The organism is Xanthomonas euvesicatoria pv. euvesicatoria, from assembly GCF_020880415.1.
Taxonomy (GTDB): Bacteria; Pseudomonadota; Gammaproteobacteria; order Xanthomonadales; family Xanthomonadaceae; genus Xanthomonas; species Xanthomonas euvesicatoria.
The window spans coordinates 109,509-136,060 of record NZ_JAJIUJ010000049.1; the positions used below are offsets into that span (position 1 = coordinate 109,509).

21 protein-coding genes and 1 riboswitch are annotated in these 26,552 nt (G+C 64.4%); of the genes, 5 read left to right on the forward strand and 16 right to left on the reverse strand.

Annotated features, from left to right (window positions below):
* Positions 1-7: 7 nt before the first annotated feature.
* The 4 genes from LN450_RS08920 to LN450_RS08935 form a co-directional block, all read right to left on the reverse strand.
* Positions 8-538 (reverse strand): SRPBCC family protein, encoded by a 531-nt coding sequence (locus LN450_RS08920; protein WP_008575371.1) that lies wholly within the window; start codon positions 536-538, stop codon positions 8-10.
* A gap of 3 nt (positions 539-541) precedes the next feature.
* Complete coding sequence (locus tag LN450_RS08925) at positions 542-1,120, reverse strand: DUF4142 domain-containing protein (protein ID WP_011347319.1); 579 nt, start codon at positions 1,118-1,120, stop codon at positions 542-544.
* A gap of 495 nt (positions 1,121-1,615) precedes the next feature.
* On the reverse strand, positions 1,616-1,831 hold the full coding sequence (locus LN450_RS08930) for a hypothetical protein (RefSeq protein ID WP_008575367.1): 216 nt from the start codon (positions 1,829-1,831) through the stop codon (positions 1,616-1,618).
* Between the two features lie 97 nt (positions 1,832-1,928).
* Positions 1,929-4,592, reverse strand: a complete 2,664-nt coding sequence (locus LN450_RS08935; RefSeq protein WP_011347318.1) for a TonB-dependent receptor — start codon at positions 4,590-4,592, stop codon at positions 1,929-1,931.
* 185 nt (positions 4,593-4,777) lie between these two features.
* Here LN450_RS08935 and moeB point away from each other — a divergent pair, with 185 nt between their 5' ends.
* Entirely contained in the window at positions 4,778-5,983 is a 1,206-nt protein-coding gene (gene moeB / locus LN450_RS08940; RefSeq protein ID WP_011347317.1) for a molybdopterin-synthase adenylyltransferase MoeB, read from the forward strand.
* A gap of 339 nt (positions 5,984-6,322) precedes the next feature.
* On the opposite strand, the gene LN450_RS08945 is transcribed toward moeB, so the two are convergent.
* From LN450_RS08945 to ndk, 8 genes are all read right to left on the reverse strand, one after another.
* Positions 6,323-7,543 carry a molybdopterin molybdotransferase MoeA gene (locus LN450_RS08945; RefSeq protein WP_011347316.1) on the reverse strand — a complete coding sequence of 407 codons (1,221 nt, stop codon included), beginning with the start codon at positions 7,541-7,543 and terminating at the stop codon, positions 6,323-6,325.
* A 302-nt stretch (positions 7,544-7,845) separates the two neighbouring features.
* Positions 7,846-9,243: a ribosome biogenesis GTPase Der gene (der, locus tag LN450_RS08950; RefSeq protein WP_011347315.1), complete on the reverse strand. Its 1,398-nt coding sequence runs from the start codon at positions 9,241-9,243 to the stop codon at positions 7,846-7,848.
* 10 nt (positions 9,244-9,253) lie between these two features.
* Positions 9,254-10,471 (reverse strand): outer membrane protein assembly factor BamB, encoded by a 1,218-nt coding sequence (bamB, locus tag LN450_RS08955; RefSeq protein WP_008575359.1) that lies wholly within the window; start codon positions 10,469-10,471, stop codon positions 9,254-9,256.
* Positions 10,471-11,109: a YfgM family protein gene (locus tag LN450_RS08960; protein ID WP_011347314.1), complete on the reverse strand. Its 639-nt coding sequence runs from the start codon at positions 11,107-11,109 to the stop codon at positions 10,471-10,473. The genes bamB and LN450_RS08960 overlap by 1 nt, the downstream gene beginning before the upstream one ends.
* A 70-nt stretch (positions 11,110-11,179) precedes the next feature.
* Entirely contained in the window at positions 11,180-12,040 is an 861-nt protein-coding gene (locus LN450_RS08965; RefSeq protein WP_011347313.1) for a RodZ domain-containing protein, read from the reverse strand.
* Positions 12,037-12,825: a type IV pilus biogenesis/stability protein PilW gene (pilW, locus tag LN450_RS08970; RefSeq protein WP_011347312.1), complete on the reverse strand. Its 789-nt coding sequence runs from the start codon at positions 12,823-12,825 to the stop codon at positions 12,037-12,039. The genes LN450_RS08965 and pilW overlap by 4 nt, the downstream gene beginning before the upstream one ends.
* A 10-nt stretch (positions 12,826-12,835) precedes the next feature.
* Positions 12,836-14,041, reverse strand: coding sequence for a dual-specificity RNA methyltransferase RlmN (rlmN, locus tag LN450_RS08975; RefSeq protein WP_039417727.1), 1,206 nt, complete (start codon positions 14,039-14,041; stop codon positions 12,836-12,838).
* Between the two features lie 18 nt (positions 14,042-14,059).
* Positions 14,060-14,485 carry a nucleoside-diphosphate kinase gene (gene ndk, locus LN450_RS08980; RefSeq protein ID WP_002812972.1) on the reverse strand — a complete coding sequence of 142 codons (426 nt, stop codon included), beginning with the start codon at positions 14,483-14,485 and terminating at the stop codon, positions 14,060-14,062.
* 218 nt (positions 14,486-14,703) lie between these two features.
* Between ndk and LN450_RS08985 the strand changes: the two genes are divergently transcribed.
* The 3 genes from LN450_RS08985 (at position 14,704) to LN450_RS08995 (ending at position 19,093) form a co-directional block, all read left to right on the forward strand.
* Positions 14,704-15,336: a TetR/AcrR family transcriptional regulator gene (locus LN450_RS08985; RefSeq protein WP_003482890.1), complete on the forward strand. Its 633-nt coding sequence runs from the start codon at positions 14,704-14,706 to the stop codon at positions 15,334-15,336.
* Positions 15,337-15,360: 24 nt separating this feature from the next.
* Complete coding sequence (locus LN450_RS08990; RefSeq protein ID WP_011347310.1) at positions 15,361-17,733, forward strand: 3-hydroxyacyl-CoA dehydrogenase/enoyl-CoA hydratase family protein; 2,373 nt, start codon at positions 15,361-15,363, stop codon at positions 17,731-17,733.
* 154 nt (positions 17,734-17,887) lie between these two features.
* On the forward strand, positions 17,888-19,093 hold the full coding sequence (locus tag LN450_RS08995; RefSeq protein ID WP_011347309.1) for an acetyl-CoA C-acyltransferase: 1,206 nt from the start codon (positions 17,888-17,890) through the stop codon (positions 19,091-19,093).
* A gap of 313 nt (positions 19,094-19,406) precedes the next feature.
* Here LN450_RS08995 and crcB read toward each other — a convergent pair whose 3' ends face one another.
* From crcB to LN450_RS09010, 3 genes are all read right to left on the reverse strand, one after another.
* Positions 19,407-19,808, reverse strand: coding sequence for a fluoride efflux transporter CrcB (crcB, locus tag LN450_RS09000; protein WP_008575332.1), 402 nt, complete (start codon positions 19,806-19,808; stop codon positions 19,407-19,409).
* Between the two features lie 108 nt (positions 19,809-19,916).
* Positions 19,917-19,985: riboswitch (Fluoride riboswitch) on the reverse strand.
* Between the two features lie 2 nt (positions 19,986-19,987).
* Positions 19,988-21,361, reverse strand: a complete 1,374-nt coding sequence (locus LN450_RS09005; RefSeq protein WP_011347307.1) for a replication-associated recombination protein A — start codon at positions 21,359-21,361, stop codon at positions 19,988-19,990.
* The gene (locus LN450_RS09010; protein ID WP_223648267.1) at positions 21,358-21,663 is read right to left on the reverse strand and encodes a hypothetical protein; all 306 of its coding nucleotides are present in this window, start codon (positions 21,661-21,663) and stop codon (positions 21,358-21,360) included. Before LN450_RS09010 ends, LN450_RS09005 begins: the two co-directional genes overlap by 4 nt.
* On the opposite strand from LN450_RS09010, the gene xopZ reads away from it, so the two are divergent.
* On the forward strand, positions 21,592-25,758 hold the full coding sequence (xopZ, locus tag LN450_RS09015) for a XopZ family type III secretion system effector (RefSeq protein WP_011347306.1): 4,167 nt from the start codon (positions 21,592-21,594) through the stop codon (positions 25,756-25,758). The genes LN450_RS09010 and xopZ overlap by 72 nt on opposite strands.
* 115 nt (positions 25,759-25,873) lie before the next feature.
* On the opposite strand, the gene lolA is transcribed toward xopZ, so the two are convergent.
* Positions 25,874-26,545, reverse strand: a complete 672-nt coding sequence (gene lolA / locus LN450_RS09020; RefSeq protein ID WP_039417145.1) for an outer membrane lipoprotein periplasmic chaperone LolA — start codon at positions 26,543-26,545, stop codon at positions 25,874-25,876.
* Between the last annotated feature and the right edge of the window lie 7 nt (positions 26,546-26,552).

A 26,552-nucleotide genomic window follows, 5' to 3' on the forward strand; every position in this document is an offset into this window, starting at 1 on the left:
GCCCTCCTCAAGAATGCGCGTGCGTCGACGCGCGCGCCGCTGGGGTATGCAACAAGGTCGGCACCTCGCCGGCCTCCAGCCATGCGCGCAATCGCCGTAGTCCCTTGCCGACCAGCACGTACGGCGCGGGATTCACCAGCTTGGTGAACACCTGCGCCAGCAGGCCTTCGACCGCATAGTGCAGGCTTAGCGTCGCTTCGCTGGCTTCGCGCCCACGTGCAGGGCGCACCTGCAATACGATAGCGAGCTGCAGCCCATGTTCGCCCTCGGCCTCGTAACGCACCGACTCGCCCAGCCGCGCATCTGCGCGGCGCAAGGTCACCTCCACATCCTGACGCAGCGGCGCGTGCAGCTTCCAGCGGGACGCATGGCCGTCGCCGGAGACCAGCTCGGCAGCACCTTCCAACACGCGTTGCTGCACATTCGCATCGCACCAGGCATCCAGTATCTGATGAGGTTCGGCACGGATGGTCATGCTGCGTACGATGTGCGTACCGTCATCGTCGGTACGTACCGGATCGGTCGGTAATGCAGCCATGGCTCAGCGGGCTCCGGCGTTCTTGTCGTCGGCCTGCAATGCCTTGGCGCTGCTCAGATGATCGGCGACGTGATGGCGCGTGGTCTGCAGGTGTTCGAGCACCGGCGATGTCTTTGCCTGCGGGATCAGCTTGCTGTCGAGCGCCGTTAATGCGTCGGTGTGGTCTTTCACCATCGCAGTGACATAGGCCGTTTCGAATGCATGACCGTCCAGCTTCTGCAGCTTGGCCAACTCCGCCTTGCCCTTCGTCATCTGCAGCTTTGCACCCGCGGCGGACGTGTCCGGTTGCCATTTGGCGATCTTCTGGTTGTTGTCGGTGTGTTCCTTGATTATGCGCGTGGCGTAGTCGCGTGCGCCGCCTTGCACCTGCTTCTGCAATGCCAGATTTGCCGCGTTGATTTCGCTGGTGTTGATGGCACTCAGCATACCGAGCGCCTCGCGCTCGTCCTCGCTGGGTGTCGCTGCACCCGCGGTTTGCTGCCCGGCGGGCATTGCAGACTGTGTCCGGTTCTGTGCTTGCGCAGATATGCTGGCGCCAACGCACAGGGCCAGGACAAGGATGATCGGGCGACGTATGTTCATGGAAGTCTCCAGCTGGATGATGTAGCTCGATGCTGGGCTTGGCTGCGTGACTCGATCGTCGCGCTAGCGTCGAGAACTGGCGAAGGCTGCGTGCTGCAGCGCAACGCATCGTCACACTGTGTGAAGGTCACGCAGTCGGGGTTTTCCTCCAACTTTGAATTCGCTGACGACCATGCCGCTGCGCGGCAGCGCGGGATACCGCATCATCGGCTATCGAAAACCCTGTTTGGGAACGTAATCGCTCGCCGCCAGCGCCTGGCGCTGCAATCATCAAGGCAATGGTCGGCTTCCCCCGAGACATCGAGGATCGGCTCTACGTGCATTTTGTGCTGCAATCGTCCCACTGGCAGTGCTGTGGCGATGCACGCGCACCGCGAGCCGCTTTGTCCCGCAGCAAGGGCGTAATCACGGGCAAGCTGTCGCTGCAGCGCTTGGCGCTGCAACGTCGATTCACGGCATAGGGTCGAGCCTACCGCATCCCGTCAGCGTCCCGTGTCATGCGCCAGGATCCGCCGGCCCCAGCTGATTGGCGGCCAATATCTCGTCGATACGTTTGACGATCTGCGCTGCCTGCTCCTGCGATTGCGCCGCACCGGTGATCTTCTCGGAACGGGCCCGGAACACATCCCAAAAATCGTCCGGGTGCTGACTGCGCATCTCCGGCAACGCTTCGGCAAGCTGCTTCAATTGTGCATCGATGTCAGGTGTCATCACGGTCTCCTCTGCTGTGCTCACGCTACCGCTGCGCCGGTGAGCCCGATGCCAACGTGGTGCGCAGACCGCGTTATCCGCATCAACGTTATCCGCATCACAAACGGAAGCGAAAACCCAGGGTGTAAGTCCGCTCGGGCGATGCGATCTCGCGCGGGAAATCGCCATGCCGCTGACCGAAATAATTGTTGGTCGTGGTGCCGAGCAGATTGGTGGCCTCGGCAAACAAGGTCACATGCCTGTTGAGCTCGTAATTGAAGGCGGCATCCAGCCATTGCTCCCGCCCCTGATTGATTTGCTCGGGCTGATCGCCTGAGCTGTTGAAGCTCACCGCATAGTCGCCACGCCAGTTGTAGGCGACCCGCGCCGAGAACCGCGCGTATTCGTACATCAGGATCGCGTTATAGGAATTTTTGGAGACGTTGGTCAACGGCTGGCTGATCCCTTCCGGCGATTCGGCCTTCGCCGAGATATAGGTGTAGTTGAGCTGGCTGCCGAAGCCGGACCACACACCCGGCAGAAAGTCGTAGAACTGCGTGTATCCCACCTCCACGCCCTTCAAGCTGCCCTCGCCGGTATTGCGCGGCCGGCTGATCGAATAGACGATGCCACCGATGGATTCATCGGCTGCGTAATTCTGGATATAGCCATCGATCTTGCGATGAAAGCCGGCAACCGACAGCAATGAGCCGGGACGGAAATACCATTCCAGCGACACATCGGCATTGCGCGATTCCACCGGACGCAGCTGCGGGTTGCCGCCATTGCCGCGCGCCGGCAACGATTCGGTGGACTGATACAAGGCCAGCTGCGGATTGAGATCGGCAAATTCCGGGCGCGTGATCGTGGTGCTGCCTGCCAGCCGCAGCATCAGGTTGTCATGCAAGGTGAGGTTGGCGCTGTAGTTGGGTAACACCTTGTCGATACGCCGGTCGATGCTGACCGGGCTCAGCACGCCATCCACCGACTGGCTGCCCTGCAGTTGCGAATCCAATCGCGTCGCGCGCGCCCCCACACGCCCATCGACAGGAATGGACCCAAGCGAGAACCCGTAATTCACCTGCGCATAGATCGCATAGCTGTCTTCGCGATCGTCGAAGAACAAGGCAGGGTTTTCATCGGGCCGGCCCGGCGGCTGCCCCATCACGGTACGCAACCGGGTGCTTTGCTGCAGCAGGACGTCCTGGTTGGCCGATGCCCAGCGATCGCTGGTGAATGCACGCGCCCCGTCGAGCATGTTGCCGGGCGTTACCGATGCCAGGCCGGACACCTCGCTCAAGTAGATCGGTGCGCCGGTCAGATTGTTGCGCGCGCCGGTATCGCCGGAGTGATTGGTCGCCGTCCGCCGGCTTGTGCGCGCACCCACGTCCACCGATCGCAACGGCCCCAGCTCCAGGTCGAAGGTGGCATCGGCCCGCCATGCCCACTCTTCGCCTCTCTGCGTGTTCCAGCTGTCGTAGTACTGACTCAGTTCCCAATTTCCTGGCGCTGTGACGTCATAAGCGCTGCCATCGGCCTGGGTGATCCAGACATCTGCAGCGCCGCCTGACGAACGCATGTTCAATCGCGGCGCCTGCGTGGTCATGTCCAGGGTGAACGAGCGGTTCCTGGCAGTGCTATGGGTATAGGCGAGCTCGCTGCTCGCACGCATGCGCTCGCCGGCCCAACGCCCGCCCAGCGCAGCTTGGTAGGTATCGGATGCGTTCTTGTGCGCTTGCGTGCTGGAGAGCGTGCGCACCTCGCGCGCCACCAGGCCAGCCAGCACATCACTGCCCGGCCGCAGGCTGACCGCTTCGGTGTTCTCTGGCGTGGCCAGCCCCGGGAATGGCAACCAGTAATTCACTTGGGGCCGGTTGTCGTACCCGATGTACAGCGTGTCGAAATACACCTCGCTGTTCTCGCTTGGCGCCCATTGAAACGAAAAATTCGCCGATTTGCGCTTGCGATCGCCGCGCGCCATCAATCCGCCTGCGCTGTAAGGCACGTAGATCTGCTGGGCCGGATCGAGCGGGTTCGCCTTCCGGTCGTAAGTGCCGTACAACGTGTTGGATTCCTGATACGGGCGGCGTTGATAGGACACGCTTCCCATCCAGCCCATGCGGCCCAACCCGGTGTCGCGGCGCTGGCTGAGGGTGAGGCTGCCATTGGGAACGGTCTTGCCTGATTGGTCGCCCCGCAAGGCGCTGATGCTGCCGGCAATGGTGCTGTCCTGATCGAAATCGAATGGCCGCCGCAGATGCACATCGACCACCCCGGCGATACCACCTTCCTGAAATTGCGCGCCAGTGGTCTTATACACATCCACGCTGCGCAGCAATTCGGCCGGAACATCGGCCAACTCCATGTCGCGACCCACCGTTGTGAAGACGTTTCGCCCATCCAGGGTGGTGATGACGTTCGGCAAGCCGCGCACCAGCACCTGCCCCACTTCGCCACCGGCGCGCGCCACCTGCACGCCGGTCACGCGTTGCAGGGCCGCAGCCACGCTGTTGTCGGGCAGCTTTCCGATGTCTTCGGCGACAATGGAATCGCTGATTTCCGCAGTCGATTGCTTGATCGCGATGGCGCTTTCCACGCTACTGCGCACGCCTTTGACCTGCACCGCCTCCAACGTGGATGTGGCCGGCGCCGCGGGATCGGGGTTGGGCGCGGCCTGTTGCGCCGCCGCGTTGCAACTCAGGACCAAACCGATGCACACACCCAGCGGCCGATACGTAATGGCACGCCGCGCGACAGACGCATGCTGCGACGGAACAAGCATGATGGCCTCCTGGGGCAGCAGTGCGATGACGCGCGGCTGGGCGCGCCCGCGCAAGTCAGGCAAACCGGGCCGGACGAGCCGCGAGGTGTTGAACAAGGCCGAATTACAGCGGTGCCGCTCGCAGTGCAGCGTGATCGCGTCCGCCATCGCACCGCAATCATGACGCGCCTTTCATCAACGGCGAGGTGCGTGCGTGTCATGGGCAAGACTGCACATCGCAGCTGCTGCGTTTGCGCGACAATGGCCGCATGAGTAGCCACGACATCTCTCCCGCCGACGCCCGTGCCCGCGCCCTGCAAGGCGCCCTGCTGGTCGACATCCGGCAACTGCATGAGCGTGCCAGCGGCCAGGCCGAAGGCGCGTTGGCGATCGCACAGAACTCCCTGGAAACCGAGCCTGCAGCCCATCTGCCGGAGCAAACCCGCGCAATCGTGTTGATCTGCCAGAGCGGCAAACGCTCGGCACACACGGCCGCCATCTTGCGCGCGCACGGCTATGCGCACGTGGCGTCGGTGGCCGGTGGCACCAGCGCATGGGCCAGCGCCGGCCTGCCGTTGGTACGCCCGACGTTGCCGGCGGACGAGCAGGATTTTCTTGAGCGTTATTCACGCCATCTGCGTCTGTCCCAGGTCGGCCTGGAAGGTCAGCGGCGCCTGGCGCGCGCGCGGGTGTTGCTGATCGGCGCAGGCGGACTAGGCTCGCCGGCCGCGTTCTACCTCGCCGCAGCCGGTGTGGGGCATCTGCGCATTGCCGACGACGACGTGGTGGACCGCAGCAACCTGCAACGCCAGATTCTGCACACCGAAGACAGCGTCGGCACTGCAAAGGTCGACTCCGCCGCGCAGCGCATTGCCGCGCTCAACCCGCGCGTGGACATCGAGGCGGTGCGAACCCGCGTGACGGCCGACAATGTCGAAGCGCTGCTGCAGGATGTGGATGTGGTGGTGGATGGCGCAGATAATTTTCCTGCGCGGTATTTGCTCAACGATGCGTGCGTCAAATTCGGTAAACCACTGGTTTACGGCGCCGTGCAGCAGTTCGAAGGACAGGTCAGCGTGTTCGATGCCGGCCGCCACCGCGGTCATGCGCCCTGCTACCGCTGCCTGTTTCCCGAACCACCGCCGCCGGAATTCGCGCCCAGTTGTGCCGAGGCTGGTGTGCTCGGCGTACTGCCCGGAGTGATCGGACTCTTGCAAGCCACCGAAGCGATCAAGTTGCTGCTCGGCATTGGTGACGGCCTCACTGGCCGCCTGCTCAGTTTCGATGCATTGGCGATGCGCTTTCGCGACATCCGCTTGTCGCCGGACCCGCACTGCCCGGTGTGCGCGCCTGGCGCGGCATTTCGCGGTTATGCAGATTACGCGGCGTTCTGCGGTAGTGCGGTTGGTTGAGCGAGCCCACAGCGGCGTGCGGTGTCGGTCGCTGACTGATTGGCTTGCCGCCGATGCAATGCGAGGTATATCGGTACGTCAAACATTTCGGCGACGTTTGCGTGGATGGCTGTCTTGCGCCCCACCTCACCACTCTCCCACCGGGAGAGCGGCTATCGAGCGATTGGCTCCCATTGTCGAGGCGTTCGCTTCCAGGCCACGCCCAAGACGCTTGAGCAGTTTGACGATCGCCCTACATGTTGAAACGCCGCGACACGCACGTCGCATGCGCTGCGCATGACGTAAACACTCCAACAGGGCGCGCATCATTCTGCCGGGCACCAACGATCGAGCAAACACTCACAACGCGTAAGGAATCACCCGCACGATCTCGCCAGCCTCAAAGCGCCGCGCCTGCTCGGGCAGCACGATCAATGCGTTGCTGTCGGCCGCGCCACGCAGTAGATGCGATGCATCGCCGCGGTGCGGCAGCGCGGTCAGCCGCCCATCTTCGCCGCATTCCAATCGCCCACGCAGGAATTCCAGCCGTTCGTGGCGCTTGTCCCATGGGCTTGCCAACGCCGCATGCCAGACCGGGCGCGGCTCGCTGCGTCCCTGCAATCCATCCAGCAACGGCACGCCGTAGGCGATCAGCGTTGCCAGCACAGAGACCGGGTTGCCCGGCAAGCCCAGCACCAGGCAGCGGCCAATCTGCCCCAACACCGCCGGCATGCCCGGGCGCATTCGCACACGCCAGAAATGGATGCGCCCCAATTCGCCGATCAGACGCGGCAGATAATCCTTTTCGCCAGCAGAAACGCCGCCGCAGGTGATGACCACATCGAACGCTGCGGCCGCATCTTCCAGCATGGTGCGAATGCGTTGCGGGTCGTCCGGCAAGGTCGGCCACGCGGTCGGCGCATAGCCCAGTGCACGCAGCTGCGCCATCAGCATGTCGCGGTTGCTGTTGTAGATCTGACCCGGGCCGAGCGGCATGCCCGGCTCGATCAGCTCATCGCCGGTGGCCAGCACCGCAATGGTCGGGCGCGGCGCGACCGCAAGCCGCGACACGCCCAGCGCAGCGGCCAGGCCGATACGTGCAGGCGTCAACACCTGCCCGGCCTGGATCACCAGGTCGCCGGCACGCACGTCGCTGCCGGCCAGGCGTACGGCTGCGCCCGATGCAGGCGCGGTCTGAAACCGCACCATGCCATCGCGTTCGTCGGCATCTTCCTTGGGAATCACGGTATCGGCGCCATCGGGCAGTGGCGCGCCCGTGGTGATACGCAGGCATTGCCCGGCGCCCAGTGTGCCGGCCCAGCGCTCGCCGGCAAACTGTTCGCCAACCAGCTGCAGCGACGCATCGCCGCCAGCAACATCGGCGTGCCGCAGCGCAAAGCCATCCATCGCGCTATTGGCAAACGGCGGCAGCGCCAGCGGTGCGATCAGGTCGCCGGCAGAGATCCGCCCATCGGCGCGCGAGGTGGCGATGTTTTCATCAGGCGAACGGTTGCTGGCCGCGACACTGCGCAGAATCTGCAGCGCCTGCGCGTACGGAATGCGGGAAGGATAATCGGTCATGCCGCGCAGGATACCAGCGCATCGCCAACGCGAAGGGGGGCCGCGCCACGCGTCGGCCAAAGGAGATGGGCTTTAACGACGCGCCGCGCTGCGAGCGACTTCGATTGCACCGGCACGCGCCGCCACCCGCGCCAAAGACCGAAAAGCTGCACGCGGCAGGAACTGCCTCACGTATCGATCGAGCGATCGGGAGGAGGCGCGGAACGTTTAGAACCCTGCCTGCACGCGGCGAACGCGCAGCCTGACCGATCTGCGCGCCTGCCGAACCGCCTGAACATCACGGCTCAGGCAGCCTGGGGCCCTTACTTCCCTTTGACATGCCGCATCAGGCGCCGCTTGCGGGCCACCTGGCGATCGGAGAGCGGATTCTTCTTGCCCTCGTACGGGTTGACGCCCTCGCGAAAGATGAAACGCACCGGCGTACCAACCAGCTTGAAACGCTTGCGGAAGAAGTTTTCCAGATAGCGCTTGTACGACTCCGGCAACACCTTCAGGCGCGTGCCATGCACGATGAAGGTCGGCGGATTCGCACCGCCCGGGTGCACATACCGCAGCTTGGAGACATGCCCGCGAATGCTCGGCGGCGGGTTGGTCTCGTAAGCGATTTCCAGTGCCTGGTTCACTTCGCTGGTGCTGAATTCGTGCGTCGCCGAGGCGTGCGCACGATGGATGGCCTGGAACAGCTCGCGCATGCCCGAGCCGTGCAATGCAGAAATCCGCACCGCCTCTGCCCAATTGACGAAGCCCAGCTTGCGCGACAGCAGGTCTTCGGCCTGCGCACGCTGGTAATCGCTTTGCCCGTCCCACTTGTTGATCGCCACCACCAGCGCACGGCCGGCATCCAGGATCGCGCCGAGAATCGTCGCATCCTGGTCGGTCACGCCTTCGGTAGCGTCCAGCATTAGCACCGCCACCTGGCATTGCTCGATCGCCTGCAGCGTCTTGAACGCGCTGAACTTCTCGACCGCCTCTTCCACCTTGCCGCGCCGGCGCAGGCCGGCGGTATCGATCAGGCGGTACTGACGGCCATCGCGCTCCAGGTCCACCGCGATCGAATCGCGCGTGGTGCCCGGCACTTCCGAGGCGATCATGCGTTCTTCGCCCAGCAGGCGATTGACCAGCGTCGATTTGCCGACATTCGGCCGGCCCACGAAGGCGATCCGCACGCGTGCCGGGTCGTTGTCCAGCAGCTCGCCGGCACCTTCCTCGGGCAGCCGCGCCCCCACCTCGTCAAGCAATTCGTCGATGCCCTGCCGATGCGCCGCAGACAACGCCACCACGTCGGAGAAGCCGTAGCGCGCGAATTCCGAGCGCACGGTTTCTTCGTCGGTGCCGTCGATCTTGTTGATCACCAGCACGGTCGGCCGCGCCAATTTGCGCAACCAGGCCAGAATCTCGTCATCGAGCGAGGACGCGCCTTCGCGGCCATCGACCACGAACAGCACCAGATCGGCTTCGCCGGCGGCGGCCCGTGCCTGGCGGGCCGTGGCTCCAGCAAGACCTTCCTCGTCGCCGGCGATACCACCGGTATCGACGACGATGAAGGGCTGCTGCTCGTCGAGACGGCAGACCCCGTAGTTACGGTCGCGGGTGACGCCAGGCTGGTCGTGGACCAGCGCGTCACGGGTGCGCGTCAGCGCATTGAAGATGGTGGACTTGCCGACATTGGGCCGTCCAACCAGGGCGACCAGGGGCAGCATCGCAAGGTCCTTATTGTGCCAACCGGAAGGCGGTGAGATCGCCGTCGGTGTTTTGTACCAGCAAAATGCCGTCGACCACCTGCGGCTGCGCCAGCAGCGTATCGCGTCCGGCACGTGCGCGCGCAGCCAGTGCGCCGTCGCTGAGTTTCAGCCAGTGCAGATAGCCCTTGTAGTCGCCAACCACGGCGTAATCGCCCTGGATGGCCACACCGGTCAGCGAACGGCGTGCCAACGCAGCCTGCGACCACATCGCCGCACCGCTGCTCTTGTCCAGCCCCCACACCGATCCAGCATTGTCGGACACCACCACGACGGCCGACGACACACCGACGCCACCGGCGCCGCCGTGATCGCGCGTCCACAGCGGACGGCCGCTCGGGCCTTCCAGCGCGAGGGTTTCGTTCTTGAAGCTGGTCGCGTACAGCGTGGTGCCATCCAGCACCGGCGCACCATCCACATCGGACATACGCTCCAGCTCGGTACGGCCTTCCGGCACGCCGATGGCCTGCTCCCACAACGGGCGACCGTCCTGCAGCGCCAGCGCACTCAAGGTGCCGCTGTCGTTACCGACGAACACCACGCCCGGGCCGGTCACGATCGGCGCATTGCCACGGACGGACAAGGTCGGGCCTTCTTCGGCATGGAACCAGCGACGCTCGCCGGTTGCCGCATCAAACGCAGTCACGCGACCGTCGTTGCTACGCACCAGCACCAGGTTCTGTGCAATGGCCGGCGCAGCAATCACTTCGTTCGGCACCTTGGCCCGCCATTTTTCAGTGCCGTCGGCCTGGTTCAAGGCGATCACATCGCCGGACAGGCTACCGATCACCACCAGGCCCTCGCCCACACCGGGACCACCGGACAGGCGCTGCTTGAACTTACGGTCGTTACGCTCTTCTTTCTTGGGCTTGTATTCCCAGACCCGCTTGCCGGTCTGCAGATCGAGTGCCTCCACGCCACCGGTGATCGCCGCTGCATACACCTTGCCATCGGCCACGGCCGGGCGCTGACGGACACCGATATGCCCTTCACCCTTGCCCACACCGGCAGACCAGATCTTCTCGACCTTGACCGACGGCTCGAACTTCACCAGCTCGGCAGGTTCCTGCGCCTTCTTGGCAGCAGCGTCCTTCCCGGCGAACCAGCCCTTCACGGTGCTGCAGCCAGCCAGCGACAGACCCATCACGGCAATCAACGCAACGCGCTTATACATATCAACCTGCTTCATCAAATCTGCTCCGCCGGATCGCGCACCTTGCCGCCCACATCCATCAGCTTGGTTTCCAGCAACCGGCGCTGCGGCGAAGCCACATCCACCGTGGTCAGGGCGCGGGTGTACAGCGCACGCGCCTCATCCGGCTTGCCCTGCGCGACCAATGCGTCGGCGCGAATCTCCAGGCTGGCGTGGTCCTGCGCGTCGGCCAGCAGCTTGATCGCTTCGTCGGGCTTGCCGCTTTCTGTCAGCACGCGCGCCAGGCGCTGCTGCACGATCTGCTTGAGCTCGCCTTCGGCGGGCACGTCGCGCAAGATCTTGATCGCTTCGGCGTTCTTGCCAGCATCGACCTGGGCCTTGGCCAGCCGCAGCGCCGCCAGCTCGGCATAAATACCGCCCTTGCCGTCGTCCAGTGCCACGATGTCCTTGGCGGCCTTGTCCAGGTCCTTGGCCTGAATCGACTTCACCACCGCCTCGTAGCGGCCATTGGCCTCGACCAATGCGGTATTGGTGCGCGTCTGCCACCACTGCCAGCCCAGGATCAGCGCCAGACCAAGCAGGACACCGCCCACCAGACCTGCGCCATTCTTTCTCAACCAGGAACGAACGCGTTCGCCTTGTTCGTGTTCGTCCAGCAGATCGTCGATCGCCATGCGTACTCTCGCTCCGTCATCCCGGAGGCACGGAACATCAAAAGGGATAAATGAAAAACCGCAGTCCGCTTCACTCGGAAGCAGGTACCACGGAGCCGTCGGAGGATACCGCAAAACGGGCCACGTTAGCGCGCTGGAACGGTTTCACGTCGACGATACTGCCGCCTTGCTGAACCTGTACCGCCGAGGCATTACCGAGCACGATGCGCCCCACCTGACCGGGCGAATACGTGCGTTGTTCACCGGCACGTATCAGGGCTTTTTCCACCGCACTGCCATCCGGTGCCAGAATCTGCACCCAGCTGTCGCCGCTGAAACTCAGCGACAAACTGCCGCCGGCAGCAGCTGCCGCCGCAGGCGCCTTGGCGTCGGCGGTCGCACGCGGCACCGGGGTCATCGACGCGATATACGGCGCCGGCTGCTCGCGCGGCGCGGCGGCCGGCTGCGTTGCCGGAGTACCTGGCGCAGCGGACTTTGCAGCCTCCGGCATGCTGTCCAAGGACACCGTGCTAGGCGCCTTGCCATCCAGATGCGAGCGCGTTGCGTACCAGACCGGCACCGCAAACACGCCGGTGATGACCACGTACATGGCCTTGCGCGCGGTGCTTTCGAGAATGCGCCGCGCACGCGGCGTATGCGTGTGACTGACCAGCTTGACCGGCTCGATCGGCGCAATGGTGGCCTGCTGCAACAGCGGCTCCAGATCGACCTGCAACAAGCGCGCATAGCTGCGCAGCTGCCCGCGTACGAACACCGGCGCGCCCAGCCGCTGCCAGTCCTCCTGCTCCAACGCGTGCACCACATGGGCCGGCATGCGCAGCTTGCCGGCCACCTCGTCCACGCTCAGACCTGCTGCCTCGCGCGCTTCGCGCAAATGCTGTCCGCAGCCCTTTTCCTGCTCGAAAAGGTTCGGATTGGAATCACTGATCACAATGCATTGGCCCCGGGAGTAGCGGTCGCTGCGTCAGGGAATTCCTTGACCAACCGCTGTTGGTAACGGCCGGCAGCTACCTTGTCGCCTAGCCCTTGCTCAATCTGAATGGCGAGTTGTAACACGGAAGCAGTTGCCGGTGCAGCCGCAAGGCGGCGTTCGATAAAAGCGCGGGCTTCGAAATAATTGCGGCGCCCGGCTTCCAGACGTGCCATCGATTCGAGCGCATACGGATTATTCGGGTCGAGATCGAGCGCTTTGCGCAGATCGCCCGCTGCTCGCTCAGGCTGTCCTGCCTTGAGCGCGCAACCGCCGGCATTGCCCAAGGCAGACGCAGGCGAGGCATACGTCCGGTCGGCCAGCGCACGATCGAACCATGTCAACGCTTCGGCGGGCGAGCCATTCGCGCACAACCAGGCGCCATAGTTATTCAGCACGTCGCCGCGTTGCGGTGCGAGTTCTGCGGCCTGCCGGTACGACGCCCCGGCCGCCGCCGTATCGCCCCTGGCGCCCTGAATCAGCGCCAGCAGGCCGATGGCATCCACCGACTGCGCGTCTTTTTTCAAGGCGGCGCGCACTTGCTCTTCGGCACTGGCGTAATCGCCGGTCTGCAGCCGATTGCGTGCCAGGCCTAATTTTTCCTGGACAGCCAAGCGATTCTTGGTGGCTTTGTCGTCGCGGAACGAGTACACCGGCGCGACTTCCTCCACACTCTTGGCCGAGCCGGCCTTGGCATTGCGACCACCGCAGCCAACCGCGCTCAGCGCGATCGCCACGGCCGCCATTAACGCGAGTTCACGCTGCCGCATCTCGATCGGCCTGCCCTTCCAATGTGCGGCGGAACTCCGCCTGGCGACGGGTACGGTCCATGACCTGCCCCTTGAGCTGCCCGCATGCGGCGTCGATGTCGTCGCCACGGGTGCGGCGAACCATCGTCAACACCTGCGCATCGAGCAGGATCTTCTGGAACGCGCGAATCTCGGTCTCGCCCGAGCGCTCATAGCGCGTTCCAGGAAATGGATTGAACGGAATCAGATTGACCTTGCCGGCGTCCTTGGACTGCACCGCGTTGTCGAACTGCCGCATCAACCTGGCCAACTGGCGCGCATGCTCCGGCTGGTCGTTGATGCCTTTCATCAAGGTGTATTCGAAGGTCACCGAATCGCGCTTCTTGCTGCCGCGCAGGTAGCGCGCGCACGACTCCATCAGCTCGGCAATCGGGTATTTCTTGTTCAACGGCACCAGGCTCTCGCGCAGCGTGTCGTTCGCGGCATGCAGCGAGACCGCCAGCGACACGTCGCTTTCGGTGGAGAGCCGGTCGATCATCGGCACCAGGCCGGAGGTCGACAGCGTGACCCGCTTGCTGGCCAGCCCGTAGCCAAGATCGTCGCGCATCACGCTCATCGCGCGCACGACGTTATCGAAATTCATCAGCGGCTCGCCCATGCCCATCATCACCACATTGGTGAGACGGCGCTGCTGGTGCGGCACATTGCCCAGATGGCGCGCCGCCACCCACACCTGGCCGATGATCTCGGCGGTGGTGAGGTTGCGGTTGAAGCCCTGGGTCGCGGTCGAACAAAAGGTGCAGTTCAAGCCGCAGCCGACCTGGGAGGACACGCACAGCGTGCCGCGGCCCTTGTCGGGGATATACACGGTTTCGATGGCGTTCTTGCCGTCGGCGCCCATGGCCAACAGCCATTTGTGGGTGCCATCGGCCGAAGGCTTGTCGAACACCACGTTCGGGACGAGGACCTCGGCATGCTGGTGCAACTTCGCACGCAGCGCCTTGCAGAGGTCCGTCATCTGGTCGAAATCGGTGACGTAGCGATGGTGGATCCACTTCATCACCTGATGGGCACGGTAACGCGCCTCGCCGAGCGTGTCGGCGAAGAAGCGCTCCAGACCCTCGCGATCGAGATCAAGCAGGTTCTGCTTGCGCGACTCCGGGGGACGGACGGAGCCGTCCTGCAGCACGGAAGGGATCACGACCTCATTCACAATTCGACTCACTCGGCCTCAGCGCGAGACCACTTCGGTGGCAGCAAAGAAATACGCGACTTCGTTGGCAGCGTTCTCGACCGAATCCGAGCCGTGGGCGGCATTGGCATCGATCGAATCGGCGAAGTCGGCGCGGATGGTGCCCGGCGCAGCGTCCTTGGGATTGGTCGCGCCCAGCAGGTCACGGTGTGCGGCAACGGCGTTCTCGCCTTCCAGCGCCTGGATCATCACCGGGCCGGAGATCATGAACTCGACCAGCGCGTTGAAGAACGGACGCTCGCGGTGAACAGCGTAAAAGCCTTCGGCTTCACGGCGCGACAGCTGCTTGTACTTGGCGGCCACGACCTTCAGGCCAGCCTTTTCGAAGCGGCTGTAGATTTCGCCGATGACGTTCTTGGCAACGGCGTCGGGCTTGATGATGGACAGGGTGCGCTCCAGCGCCATGGGAAGTTCTCCGTTGGGCGGGCCACTGAAGGCCCGAGGTTATCATGAAAAAAACCCGCGACAAAACGCGGGCTTAGGCTTCTTTGCGATGGTCAATTCTATCTCGTCAACGCTACGTTTGCACACCGCCCCCTGAATCGTGCTGCGTTGCGACATGACCTGCCCGCAGGCGAGCCCGTAGACTCAAACAATCGTTTGATTGAGTCCTGTCTTCACGCATGCCCAAGCCCGCCCACTTCTCCACCAAGGACCGCATTCTCGGTGCGGCCGAGGAGCTGTTCGCCCAGCACGGGTTCGCCGGCACGTCGCTGCGCCAGCTCACCACGCAGGCCGACGTCAATATCGCCGCGGTCAACTATCACTTCGGCTCCAAGGAAAACCTGGTCAACGAGGTGTTCCGCCGGCGCATGGACGAGATGACCGCCGCGCGCCTGCAGCAGCTGGAAACGGCGAAGAAGTCCCAGCCCGGCGAGCTCACGGCCGTGCTCGCTGCCTTCGTCGAGCCGGCGTTGGCCATGGCGCAGGACCGCCAGAACGGCGGCGCGTTCGTACGCGTGATTGCGCGCGCTTACGCGGAAAAGAACGACAACCTGCGCAAGTTCCTGTCCGACCACTACGGACATGTGCTGCGCGAATTCGGCAAGGCCATCGCCGGCTGCGTGCCGGGCCTGAGCAAGGAAGAGCTGTATTGGCGGCTGGACTTCCTGGCCGGCGCACTGACCTATGCCATGGCCGATTTCGGGCTCATCAAGCGGCCTGCGGGCGTCAGCGAGGCCGACCATCGTGCGCGCGCGGCGCGCGAACTCATCCGTTTCGCGGAACCCGGGTTCCGCGCTCATTCCACACCGTAAACGTTCCACAAGAGGCCTATCGCTATGTCCAACCCGTTGCTAGTCCGTCGTGCCGCCGTGCTCGGTGCCGGCGTCATGGGTGCGCAGATCGCCGCGCACCTCACCAATGCCGGTGTCGACACCGTGTTGTTCGACCTGCCCGCCAAGGAAGGCCCGGCAGACGGCATCGTACTCAAGGCGATCACCAATCTCGGCAAGCTGAGCCCCGCCCCGCTCGCCAGCAAGGCGCTGGCCGAGGCGATCACGCCGGCCAATTACGAGAGCGGCCTGGAACAGCTGCGCGACTGCGATCTGATCATCGAAGCGATCGCCGAGCGCATGGACTGGAAGCAGGACCTGTACAAGAAGATCGCCCCGTTCGTGGCCGATCATGCCGTGCTGGCCTCCAACACCTCCGGCCTGGGCATCAACAAGCTCTCCGACGTGCTGCCCGAGCAGTTGCGTCACCGCTTTTGCGGCGTGCATTTCTTCAATCCGCCGCGCTACATGCACCTGGCCGAATTGATCCCGGCCAAGGGCACCGACAAGGCGGTACTGGAAGGCCTGGAAGCCTTCCTGGTGACCACGCTCGGCAAGGGCGTGGTGTATGCGAAGGACACCCCGAACTTCATCGGCAACCGCATCGGCGTGTTCTCGATCCTGTCCACCATCCACCACACGCAGGAATTCGGCCTGGGCTTCGACGAAGTCGATGCGCTGACCGGCCCGCTGGTGGGTCGCCCGAAGTCGGCCACCTATCGCACCTCCGATGTGGTCGGCCTGGACACCATGGCGCACGTCATCAAGACCATGGGCGACACCCTGCCCGACGACCCGTGGCACCAGTACTTCAAATCACCCAAGTGGCTGGAGGCGCTGATCGGCAAGGGCGCGCTGGGCCAGAAGGTCGGTGCCGGCATCTTCCGCAAGGTCGGCAAGGACATCGTGGTGGTCGACCTGGAGAAGCAGGACTATCGCCCGGCCGATCGTAGCGCCGCGCCGGAAGTGGTCGAGATCCTCAAGATCAAGAACCCGACCGAAAAGTTCGCCAAGCTGCGCGAAAGCCAGCACCCGCAGGCGCAGTTCCTGTGGGCCAGCTTCCGCGACCTGTTCCACTACAGCGCCTACCACCTGGCCGATATCGCCGAGACCGCACGCGACGTGGATCTGGCGATCCGCTGGGGCTACGGCTGGTCGCTGGGTCCGTTCGAGACCTGGCAGGCCGCTGGCTGGAAGCAGGTGGCGCAGTGGATTGCCGAAGACATCTCCAACGGCAAGAGCATGAGCAGCGCGCCACTACCGAACTGGGTGTTCGACGGTCGCGATGGCGTGCATGGCGCCGAAGGCTCGTACAGCCCGGCGCGCGACGCCAAGCTGCCACGCTCGTCGCTGCCGGTGTACAAGCGCCAGCGCTTCCCCGATCCGTTGCTGGGCGAGCAGTTCTCGCCGGGCGAAACCGTGTTCGAAAATGACGGCGTGCGCATGTGGCACGACGGCGACGACATCGCCGTGGTCAGTTTCAAGACCAAGATGAACACCGTCTCCGACCACGTGCTCAATGGCCTGCAGGAAGTGGTTGGCCGCGCCGAGAAAGACTTCGCCGGTCTGGTGATCTGGCAGCAGAAGGAGCCCTTCTCCGCCGGTGCCGATCTGGCCGGCGCGCTTGGCCTGCTGCAGGCCGGCAAGGTCGATGCGTTCGAAGCATTGGTCGCCAATTTCCAGGCCACCAGCCAGCGCATCAAGTACGCGCAGGTGCCGGTGATCTCGGCCGTGCGTGGCCTGGCGCTGGGCGGCGGCTGCGAATTCCAGATGCATAGCGCCAAGACCGTGGCTTCGCTGGAGAGCTACATCGGCCTGGTCGAAGCCGGCGTCGGCCTGCTGCCGGCCGGTGGTGGCCTGAAGGAAATCGCGGTGCGTGCGTCGATCGCCGCAGGTCCGGGCGGCGACGTGTTCGCCGAGCTGAAGAAGACCTTCGAGACCGTGGCAATGGCCAAGGTCTCCAACTCGGCCGTCAATGCCAAGGAACTGGGCCTGCTGCGTGCCACCGACAAGGTGGTGTTCAACAGCTACGAGAGCCTGCACATCGCCAAGGCCGAAGCACGCGCACTGGCCGAGGGCGGCTACCGCGCCCCGCTGCCGGCACGCCGCATCCAGGTCGCCGGCGACGTCGGCATCGCCACCTTCAAGATGCTGCTGGTCAACATGCTGGAAGGTCGCTTCATCAGCGAATACGACTACGAAATCGCCAGCCGCATCGCCACGGTGGTCTGCGGTGGCGAAGTGGATCGCGGCGCGCTGGTCGATGAAGAATGGCTGCTCAAGCTGGAGCGCAAGCACTTCGTCGAACTGGCCCAGCAGGAAAAGACCCAGGCGCGGATTGGGCACATGCTCAAGACGGGTAAGCCACTCAGGAACTGAGAATCGGGATTGGGGATTGGGGATTCGCAACAGCGGGTCCCCGCCCTCCAACTTTCTCGCTTCCACCAAATTCATCCGCCGGGCAGGAACATTCGGGCACGCGGATTCGCTTTGACGAATCCCAAATCCCGAATCCCGGCTATCGGAGATAGCCATGAGCAAGCAGATTCAAGAAGCCTACATCGTTGCCGCCACGCGTACGCCGGTGGGCAAGGCGCCGAAGGGCGTGTTCCGCAATACCCGTCCCGACGACATGCTGGCGCATGTGCTGCGCGCCGTGGTCGCGCAGGCGCCGGGCATCGATACCTCGCGCATCGACGACGCCATCATCGGCTGCGCCATGCCCGAAGGCGAGCAAGGCATGAACGTGGCGCGCATCGGCGTGTTGCTGGCGGGCCTGCCCAATTCGGTGGCCGGCCAGACCATCAACCGCTTCTGTTCGTCCGGCATCCAGGCCATCGCCATGGCCGCCGACCAGATCCGGCTGGGCAATGCCGACCTGATGCTGGCCGGCGGTACCGAGTCGATGTCGATGGTGCCGATGATGGGCAACAAGGTGGCGATGTCGCCAAGCGTGTTCGCCGACGACCATGTGGCCATTGCCTATGGCATGGGCATCACTGCCGAGAAGGTCGCAGAAGAGTGGAAGGTGTCGCGCGAAGACCAGGACGCTTTTGCGCTGGCCTCCCATCAAAAGGCGATCGCCGCAATTGCCGCCGGCGAGTTCCGCGACGAAATCACTCCGTACGAAATCCATTCGCACCAGCCCGATCTGGCAGGCAACGTCATCGCGCTGCGCAAGCGCCTGGTCGACACCGACGAAGGCCCGCGTCCGGACAGCTCGCTCGAGGGCCTGGCCAAGCTGCGCCCGGTGTTCCGCAACGGCCAGTTCGGCGGCAGCGTCACCGCCGGTAATTCCTCGCAGATGAGCGATGGCGCCGGTGCCGTGCTGCTGGCCTCCGAGCAGGCGATCAAGGATTACGGCCTCACACCGCTTGCGCGTTTTGTCAGCTTCTCGGTGGCCGGCGTGCGCCCGGAAGTCATGGGCATTGGACCGATCGCCGCCATTCCCAAGGCGCTCAAGCAGGCCGGGCTGACCAAGGATCAACTCGACTGGATCGAGCTCAACGAAGCCTTCGCCGCACAGGCGTTGGCCGTGATCCGCGACAGCGAACTGGATCCATCCAAAGTCAATCCGCTGGGTGGCGCAATCGCCCTTGGTCACCCGCTGGGCGCCACCGGCGCGATCCGTGCCGCCACGCTGGTGCATGGCCTGCGCCGTCGTCAGCAGAAGTACGGCATGGTCACCATGTGCATCGGTACCGGCATGGGCGCTGCTGGCATCATCGAAGCGCTGTGAGGCGCGTGGAGCGCCGGGTCGGCCTTCCGGGTCGGTCTGGTGTTTCCATCTGTGTCATCCATCCGCGGAGATCAGGTGTTAACGATCACATCGCGATGCTGTCACCAAGAGGGCGTGCGCAAGCACGCCCTTTCCTTTCTCGGTCAATGCGGTCTTGCCAAAGTCGCGGCGCTCCAACGCACATCCCCCGCGTGCCCAGTGAAACGCTGAGCGTTGCGTTCTGATGCATCGGTCATGTCGCTGCGGCCACTGAAGCCGTCGATCCAGCTGTCGCAATAGGTACGCCACAGATACCGCTAGCAAACGGCGACGCTCAGCGCGCCACCAACCATTGACCGGTCCGCGCCCCTGCAACGACCAGCGCCAGTCCAGCCAGCAAGGTCACCGCCAGATAGATTCCGATCATCGTCGAGCGGTCGGTGCGCGCAAACACCAGGCACTCCATCATCAGCGACGAAAACGTGGTCAGCCCACCGATCACGCCGACGATCAACAGGGCCCGCAGCGGCCAGCTCGAGGGCCCGCGTGCATCCAGCCAGACCAGCAACACGCCGGCCACGAACGACCCGAGCAGGTTCACCGTCAGCGTTCCCCAAGGGAAGCCGGTACCGAAGCGCTGGATCAACGAGGCACCGATCGCAAAACGCAAGCCCGATCCCAGTGCGCCACCGGTCATCGCCAACAACAGCTGTTGCCACCACACCGGTGCGTTCATACGCGCACCCCGCGACCAGAGCGTGTGTTCGAAAAAAAAGTGTGCGACATCGGCGTCATCCTTTGTGAGTCAAAAGCGATGCCGGGGCACAGGCCTGCCGCCCCGGCGGGGTGGGCAGGCATCATCAGCGCGCAGGGTGCGTGCGGTTCGAGGAGGAATGCCATCTCCTGTGCGGCCGATTATGCCGTGGACTTGCCGGCCTTGTCAGCCCGTGCCAGCGCGCGCGCCTCGCGCAGCCGATCGAGCTTTTCCTTCAGCTTGATCTCCATCCCGCGCGGCACCGGGTTGTAGTACACGCGCTCGCCCATCGCATCCGGGAACCCGGTCTGATCCAGCGCGATGCCGCCCTCGGCATCATGGTCGTACTGGTAATCCTGGCCGTACCCCAGGGTCTTCATCAGCTTGGTCGGCGCGTTGCGCAGATGCAGCGGCACCTCCTGCGTGCCGGTGGCGCGCACCTCGGCCTTGGCTTGGTTGAAGGCCGCGTAGCCGGCGTTGGATTTGGCAGTGCTGGCCAGGTACAGCACCAGCTGTGCGAATGCCAACTCGCCTTCCGGGCTGCCGAGGCGCTCGTAGATGTCCCAGGCTTCCAGCGCCATGCTCTGCGCGCGCGGATCGGCCAGGCCAATGTCCTCGATCGCCATGCGGGTCAACCGACGCGCCAGATACGCAGGGTCGCACCCGCCATCGAGCATGCGCGTCAGCCAGTACAGCGCTGCATCCGGGTTGGAACTGCGTACGGACTTATGCAACGCCGAAATCTGGTCGTAGAACTGCTCGCCGTTCTTGTCGAAGCGGCGCGTACGGTCGGCCAGCACCTGCAGCAACGTCTGCGGCGTAATCTCGCCACCCTCGCCTGCCGCCAGTTCCGCGGCAATTTCCAACAGCGTCAGTGCCCGACGCACATCGCCGTCGGCGGCGCTGGCGATTTCCAGCAGCGACGCTTCGCTGACCTGGATCGTCTCTGCCCCCAAGCCGCGCTCGGCATCGCGCAAGGCACGCTGCAAGGCTTCGACAATATCCTGCGGCGACACGCCTTCCAGCACATGCACGCGGCAGCGCGACAACAGCGCTGAATTCAACTCGAAGGACGGGTTTTCAGTGGTCGCACCGACGAACAGAATCGTGCCGCGTTCGATATGCGGCAAGAACGCATCCTGCTGGGCCTTGTTGAAGCGATGCACCTCATCGACGAACAACACGGTGCGGCGGCCACCGGCAAAACGCTGCGCCGCCTCTGCCAGCACCTGCCGCACTTCCGGCAAGCCGGAGAGTACGGCCGAGATCGCCTTGAATTCGGCGTCTGCGTAATGCGCGAGCAACAAGGCCAATGTGGTCTTGCCGCATCCCGGCGGGCCCCACAGGATCATGGAGTGCACGCGCCCGGATTCCACCGCGCGCCGCAGGGCGCTGTCGGGAGCCAGCAATCGCTTCTGACCCACCATCTCCTCAAGCGTGCGCGGCCGCATCCGCTCTGCCAAGGGCCCCATGGCGCTGCGATCGACGTGCAGCAGATCGGGTGTGATCGAGTCGGGACGTTTGGCTTTGCTCACCCCTTCATTCTACCGCCTGCGCCTGATGGACGTTCCACAACGCAGTGTTCGGCCATCGCTGGGACGCCGACGTTCTCTTTCCAAGCGACCACTTCGCGCAGGTGCAACGCATCGACTGCGTAGCGCAATACTGTTACTGAGTAACGAGTGACCGCAATCGCTTGCCGGCATTCCGCATCGGCCACGAGCTGCGCAAGCGCAAGCGGCAGGTTCAGCGCACGGATTCCACCATGCCTCGCATTCCGCTTCGCCCCTCCGTCATCGCCGCTTGCCTTCCAGGCATGGCCGAGACCATCGCGCATCCATCCAAGCCTTCTGCGCGGCGGCAGACGCACAACAAATTGGCGACTCCGGACCCATGCGCGTTCGAGGCGGAACTGATCCAGGCACAGGAAGATCCGCTGGGTTGGTCCGCGACGCTACTTGAGCAAGCAAGACAGCCAAGCGTCGTCGATCCCGGACTGAAGGCCGCTCCCAAACGCAAACACGCCCTCCCGCGTCCCTGCAGGAAGGCCGCAGAACGCTTGGGGCTCAGTAGCGGTTCGCCAGAACCACATACGAGCCTGCTGCGCTATTCCTCGGTGCAGTACGCGCGGGACACACCAGCCGGCCCATCGGATCGCAACGCCGATGCCGCCCGTGATCTGCGAGCAGCCCCGCTGCTGTCCAATGCCACCCAGCATCTCAATGAAGCCCTGATCGCCCGCCTGGAACAATCCAACAACGACCTGGCCGCACGCATCTGGCGGCGTCGCCAGGACGAGCTGTGCTACGCACATGCACAAACGCTACAGGCTGCGCGCGAGCAGTTGGCCCTCAGAGCCCGGCGCGCCGCCAACCTCAGCGACAGCATCAACGCGCTGACGCACGAACGTGCCGAACTGCTGCAACAGCTGCATGGATGCAATGCGCAGACTGATGCAGTGGCGGCCGCGATCCACGATCTCGAGTCGGACATCCTCTCCGCACGCGCCGCATTGAACGCGCTACCGCACGATCAGCCGTCGCGCGGTGTCGCAGCGCACGCGGGCCCATCCTCGGCCGACGCGCAGCAGGGCGTTGATCGCTTACAGCTGCAGCGCGCCTGCACTCGGCTCGAGCACGCAGTGCAGCAGGCGCGCGCACGCGGCGATGCGCTGGCCAAAGCGGTCTTTTTCGGCCGCGGCTCGGCACAGGCAGCACAAGCAGAGCAAGCACTTGCGGAAGCTAACGCGGAAATCGATCGATTGCGAAGTGCGTATGCGCAAGCACGCGATGCGTTGCAGTCGGATCAAGCAGGCAACTCTGCCAACAGGCCGGCTTCGCGCACGCTCGGCTCGCACCTTGCTGCAGAGCGAAACCGAGAAGTCGAGGCACTGCGCACACGGCTGGGACGCAACGAGAACATGCTGACCCTGCAACGCACGCATGCCGAGCGCTGTCGGCGGCATGCGCGGCGCCTACAGCAGCGCCTCGACCAGGTCGAGGCAAAACTGCAGCAGGCGCGGCATTCGTCGCGGATCAACACCGAGGAGGTGTGGCAGCACGAACAGACGGTCAACGCGCTGGAAGCTGCGAACGGCGACATGCAGCGCGTGGCGGAACATGCAGCCGCGCAGCCGCCGGCCGATGAGGCCCGGCCCGTCGCTGCCGAGATCGTCGCCGACACCATGGACGCACTGCTTGGCGCCCTGCCCGGCTTTCGCGAGGAAACCATCGACCCCGTGAGTCGACAGGTTCTGCGCGCCTGGGCTGACGGTCTGCATGGCCGCAGCGCTGCGTTCGGGGGCGACGCCTTGCAGCCGGTCGACGCCTTGCGCATCGCCCTGCAGGCCTTGGCGATCGCCAGCGAAGGCGCTGCTGCCGCAGCGGCCGACGTGCTGCGACGCCTGGGCATGGTGCGGTTGCGTGAGCTGATTCCGCCGCCACAGGTCTCCATCGCTGCCGAGGCGGCCCAGCCAATGGAGATCGTCACCGCCTGCGTCGGCCTGTTGGCCAGCGTTCCGCGCGGCATGCAGGTTCTTTCGCACATGCTGCGCGAAGAAGCCACGCCCCCCTCCAGGGAATGGTTGGAGGCGGCGCAGGTCCATCTGCGTGCCAGCCACCGGCTTGCACTGACGCCGGACGCAGAACAGGCTGAACGCAGCTGGCTGGGCGATGCGCAGATGGGAGCGCGCCATGCCGTGCATGGAGACTCGCCGCTGCAGGGCCTGCAGTCTGCAACCGATGCCCAGCGCAGCGCATTTCACGCATTCCGCAATGGCTACGAAACCACCCGGGCAGGTTCACCCTATGCGCGCGTCAACGCATGCCTGCAGATGTTTGCGCAATGGGCGGTCGCAGGCAGTGGGCGGCGCGGCAGGCGCGCCCTCAATCCCTTCAACGCACTTGAGCTGGGAATGAAGGTTGGCGCCTCCGAAGCGCTTCCCACCGCCGTGCGGCGTGCCAACGACGCTTTTCGCGAAGCGGCCGGCCACCTGACCAGCTGGCTCGTCGCGCGCCGCCAGATCCAGCTGGCTGGCGGGCGAATGCCGTCGCAGGACGAGCTGGCAATGCAGGCACTGTTGGAATACGTGCAATGGCTCCCACACGAGCAGAACGCAACCGACCTGACCTTCACCGCCAAGGTGTTGGGCACGATCGAACGGCGTGCCCAGGAGCTTCAGCGCTCGGTGGCTGCCTCCGTGAACGAGACCGACGACCTGCAGCCGGCGGCGTGCCATCCGGCCATCGCATCCGCATGGGGTGCATTACGCGCCGGCCGCATGCGTCTGCCCGAAACGCTGCGTCTGATCCAGCGTGGCCTGCTCGACCACGCCGGACAGCCGAGCGACCTGCCGGTCGGTGCAGCAACCCTGGATGAAGAACTGGCGTCGGACGCGCGCACTCACTTTCATCAGGCCATCGGTCATGCAAGTCGCCTTCTGCACGAGGGCGACACCTCCCGCGTCAGATCGCCACGTGCGCTGTTCGAATGCCTGCGCAACCTGTTGGAACGGCTGGAATGGCGCGACAAGCTGCGTCTTACCGAGCAACGGGTGATCGGACTCAATACGACGCCGCTGTCGGCCGCGCTGGCGATCATCCCCAGCGGCCTGGGACTGAAACTCTCCGCGGGCGGCCAGACCAGTTCCGATCGCTCGGTGGAGATTTACATGGGGCGGACCGGGTTGTCGCTGCAGATCGGGCGGCAGAAGGCGCGGCAGTTCAACGCCAGTACCGGCATTAGCGCGGGCGTGCTGCTGCCGGGCACCGAACACGCACCGGTGGGTATCACGGGCGCAGCCGAATGGCGCATGAAAAAGGAATCGGGCATCGAGCATGGCGTGCAAATCCGCGTACCACGGCGGGGTAAGGGCCAGGAGCTGGAGCAGCGCGCGCAATTCCTGGCCATGTTCGAACACTTGCTGCAACTGGCCGAGCAATCCGGCGACGATGCAGGCCAGTTGAGCGAGCGCGACTTCCTGGGGGAGCTGCTGGCGCACCACCCCAGCATTACCGTTGGCTTGATCGGCCAGGCCGAACGCAACACTTCGGCCACCGAATCCAGCCTCAGCGTCGCTGCCGGCGTGCGCGTGGGAAACATGGATGGCCAACCGCGTCGCGCCACCCTGGGCGCGTCGCTCGGCGTGAAAGCGCGGCGCGAAACCTCCCGGTCGCAGACGCCGATCGAAGGCTACATGACCATGGTGCTGAAGGATTCGAGCGCGCAATCCAGGGTAGAGATCGCAGGGCGCGCATCGGCAAGTGTCGTCGCCCGGCAGTGGACGGACCCAGGCACCGGCAATGCGCCGCCCACACCAGTGGCGCGGCTGTCCATGGCCACGCTTGATCTCGGCTACAGCAGGGAACTGCGCTCGGCCGGCAGCACGACGTTCTCCACCTTGTGGATGTTCAACAACGAAATCGATCCCGTGCGCACCGATCGTGGCTTCGAATTCTTCAATTTCGCCTCATTCGAACGCGAAGTGAAGCGCAACTGGCAGTTATGGACCCACTACGGAATCTCCAAACTGCAGGGCAAGGTCGATGACCAGCGGCTCTATATGGTGGCCGAGCGCCAGTTGCAGGACTTCATCGACCGGGTCCGCCTCCACATGCAAGACAACAAGTTCGCCTCGCTGATCGTGGACTGGGTGTTGCAGGCAGAGGCTGCACCACGCCTGGACGCGCTGCGCGCGCAGGCCCAGCTATTGCGGGTCGCCGGATGCGAAGCGCAAGCGGCAGAAGCCGATCGCGCGTTCGATGAGCTGATCAGCCACCCAAGCATTTGGGAACCGACCATTTTGATCCTGCGCGAAAAGGGCAAACGCCAGCGCGAACGTGGCCTCGATTTCTTCATCAAACGCCAGACCAACCAGGCAGCGGAGGCGAGTCGGACGGTTGGTCAGTGGATCCCGTACGAGCCAGTCCCGTAGCGTGGTGGCATCGCTCCTGTGCGGGTGCATCTGTCAGGTCACGACAACTGCTGCGCACTCGCAGGCACAGCCGCTCGCTGCGCCATGCGTTCATCCCGAGAGCCCCGCAGACGCTTTACTGCGCGTCGCCCACCACATCCACGCCCTTGGCCGGCGTATAGCGGAAGGTGTCTGCAGCAAACGCCGGGTTGCGCTTCCAGCCGCTAAAGCTGATCGCGGTGCGTTGGCCGACTGCGTCCACCACTTCCATCCTGGCCAGGCCATCCTTGCTGAACCCCAGCGAGGCGATCTGGAAGCTGGCGTCGGTGTCCACCTTGGGCGTCAGCGACAACCATTGCAGGCCGTCGCGTGGCGCGGCTTCTTCGCTGACATCGTACTTCTTGTCCAGAAGCGCCGGGTCGATCAATGCAACCAGCGGGCTGTTCTGTTCTTCGCTGCCCTGTGCGCGCACGGTGACCTGCTCCAGATCCGGATCCAATACCCAGACCTTCTTGCCGTCGGCCACGATCAGCTGCTTATAGGGCTTGGCGTATTCCCAACGGAACTGACGCGGTGTCGCCAGTGCGACCCGCCCGCTCGAAGTTTCCTTGACCCGGCCTTTCGCGTCGGTCACCCGCTGACTGAACTGCCCATCCAGTCCCTTCAACCCTCGCGTGAAGGTGTCCAGCTCCTGGCGCGCACCGGCAAAGGCGGTACTGGCGAACAGAGCAGTGGCAAGGACGGCATAACGGAGCTGGCGATGCATCGCGGTCTTCCAGAAGGACATGCGTAGATTCTGATACTTCATAGATGAA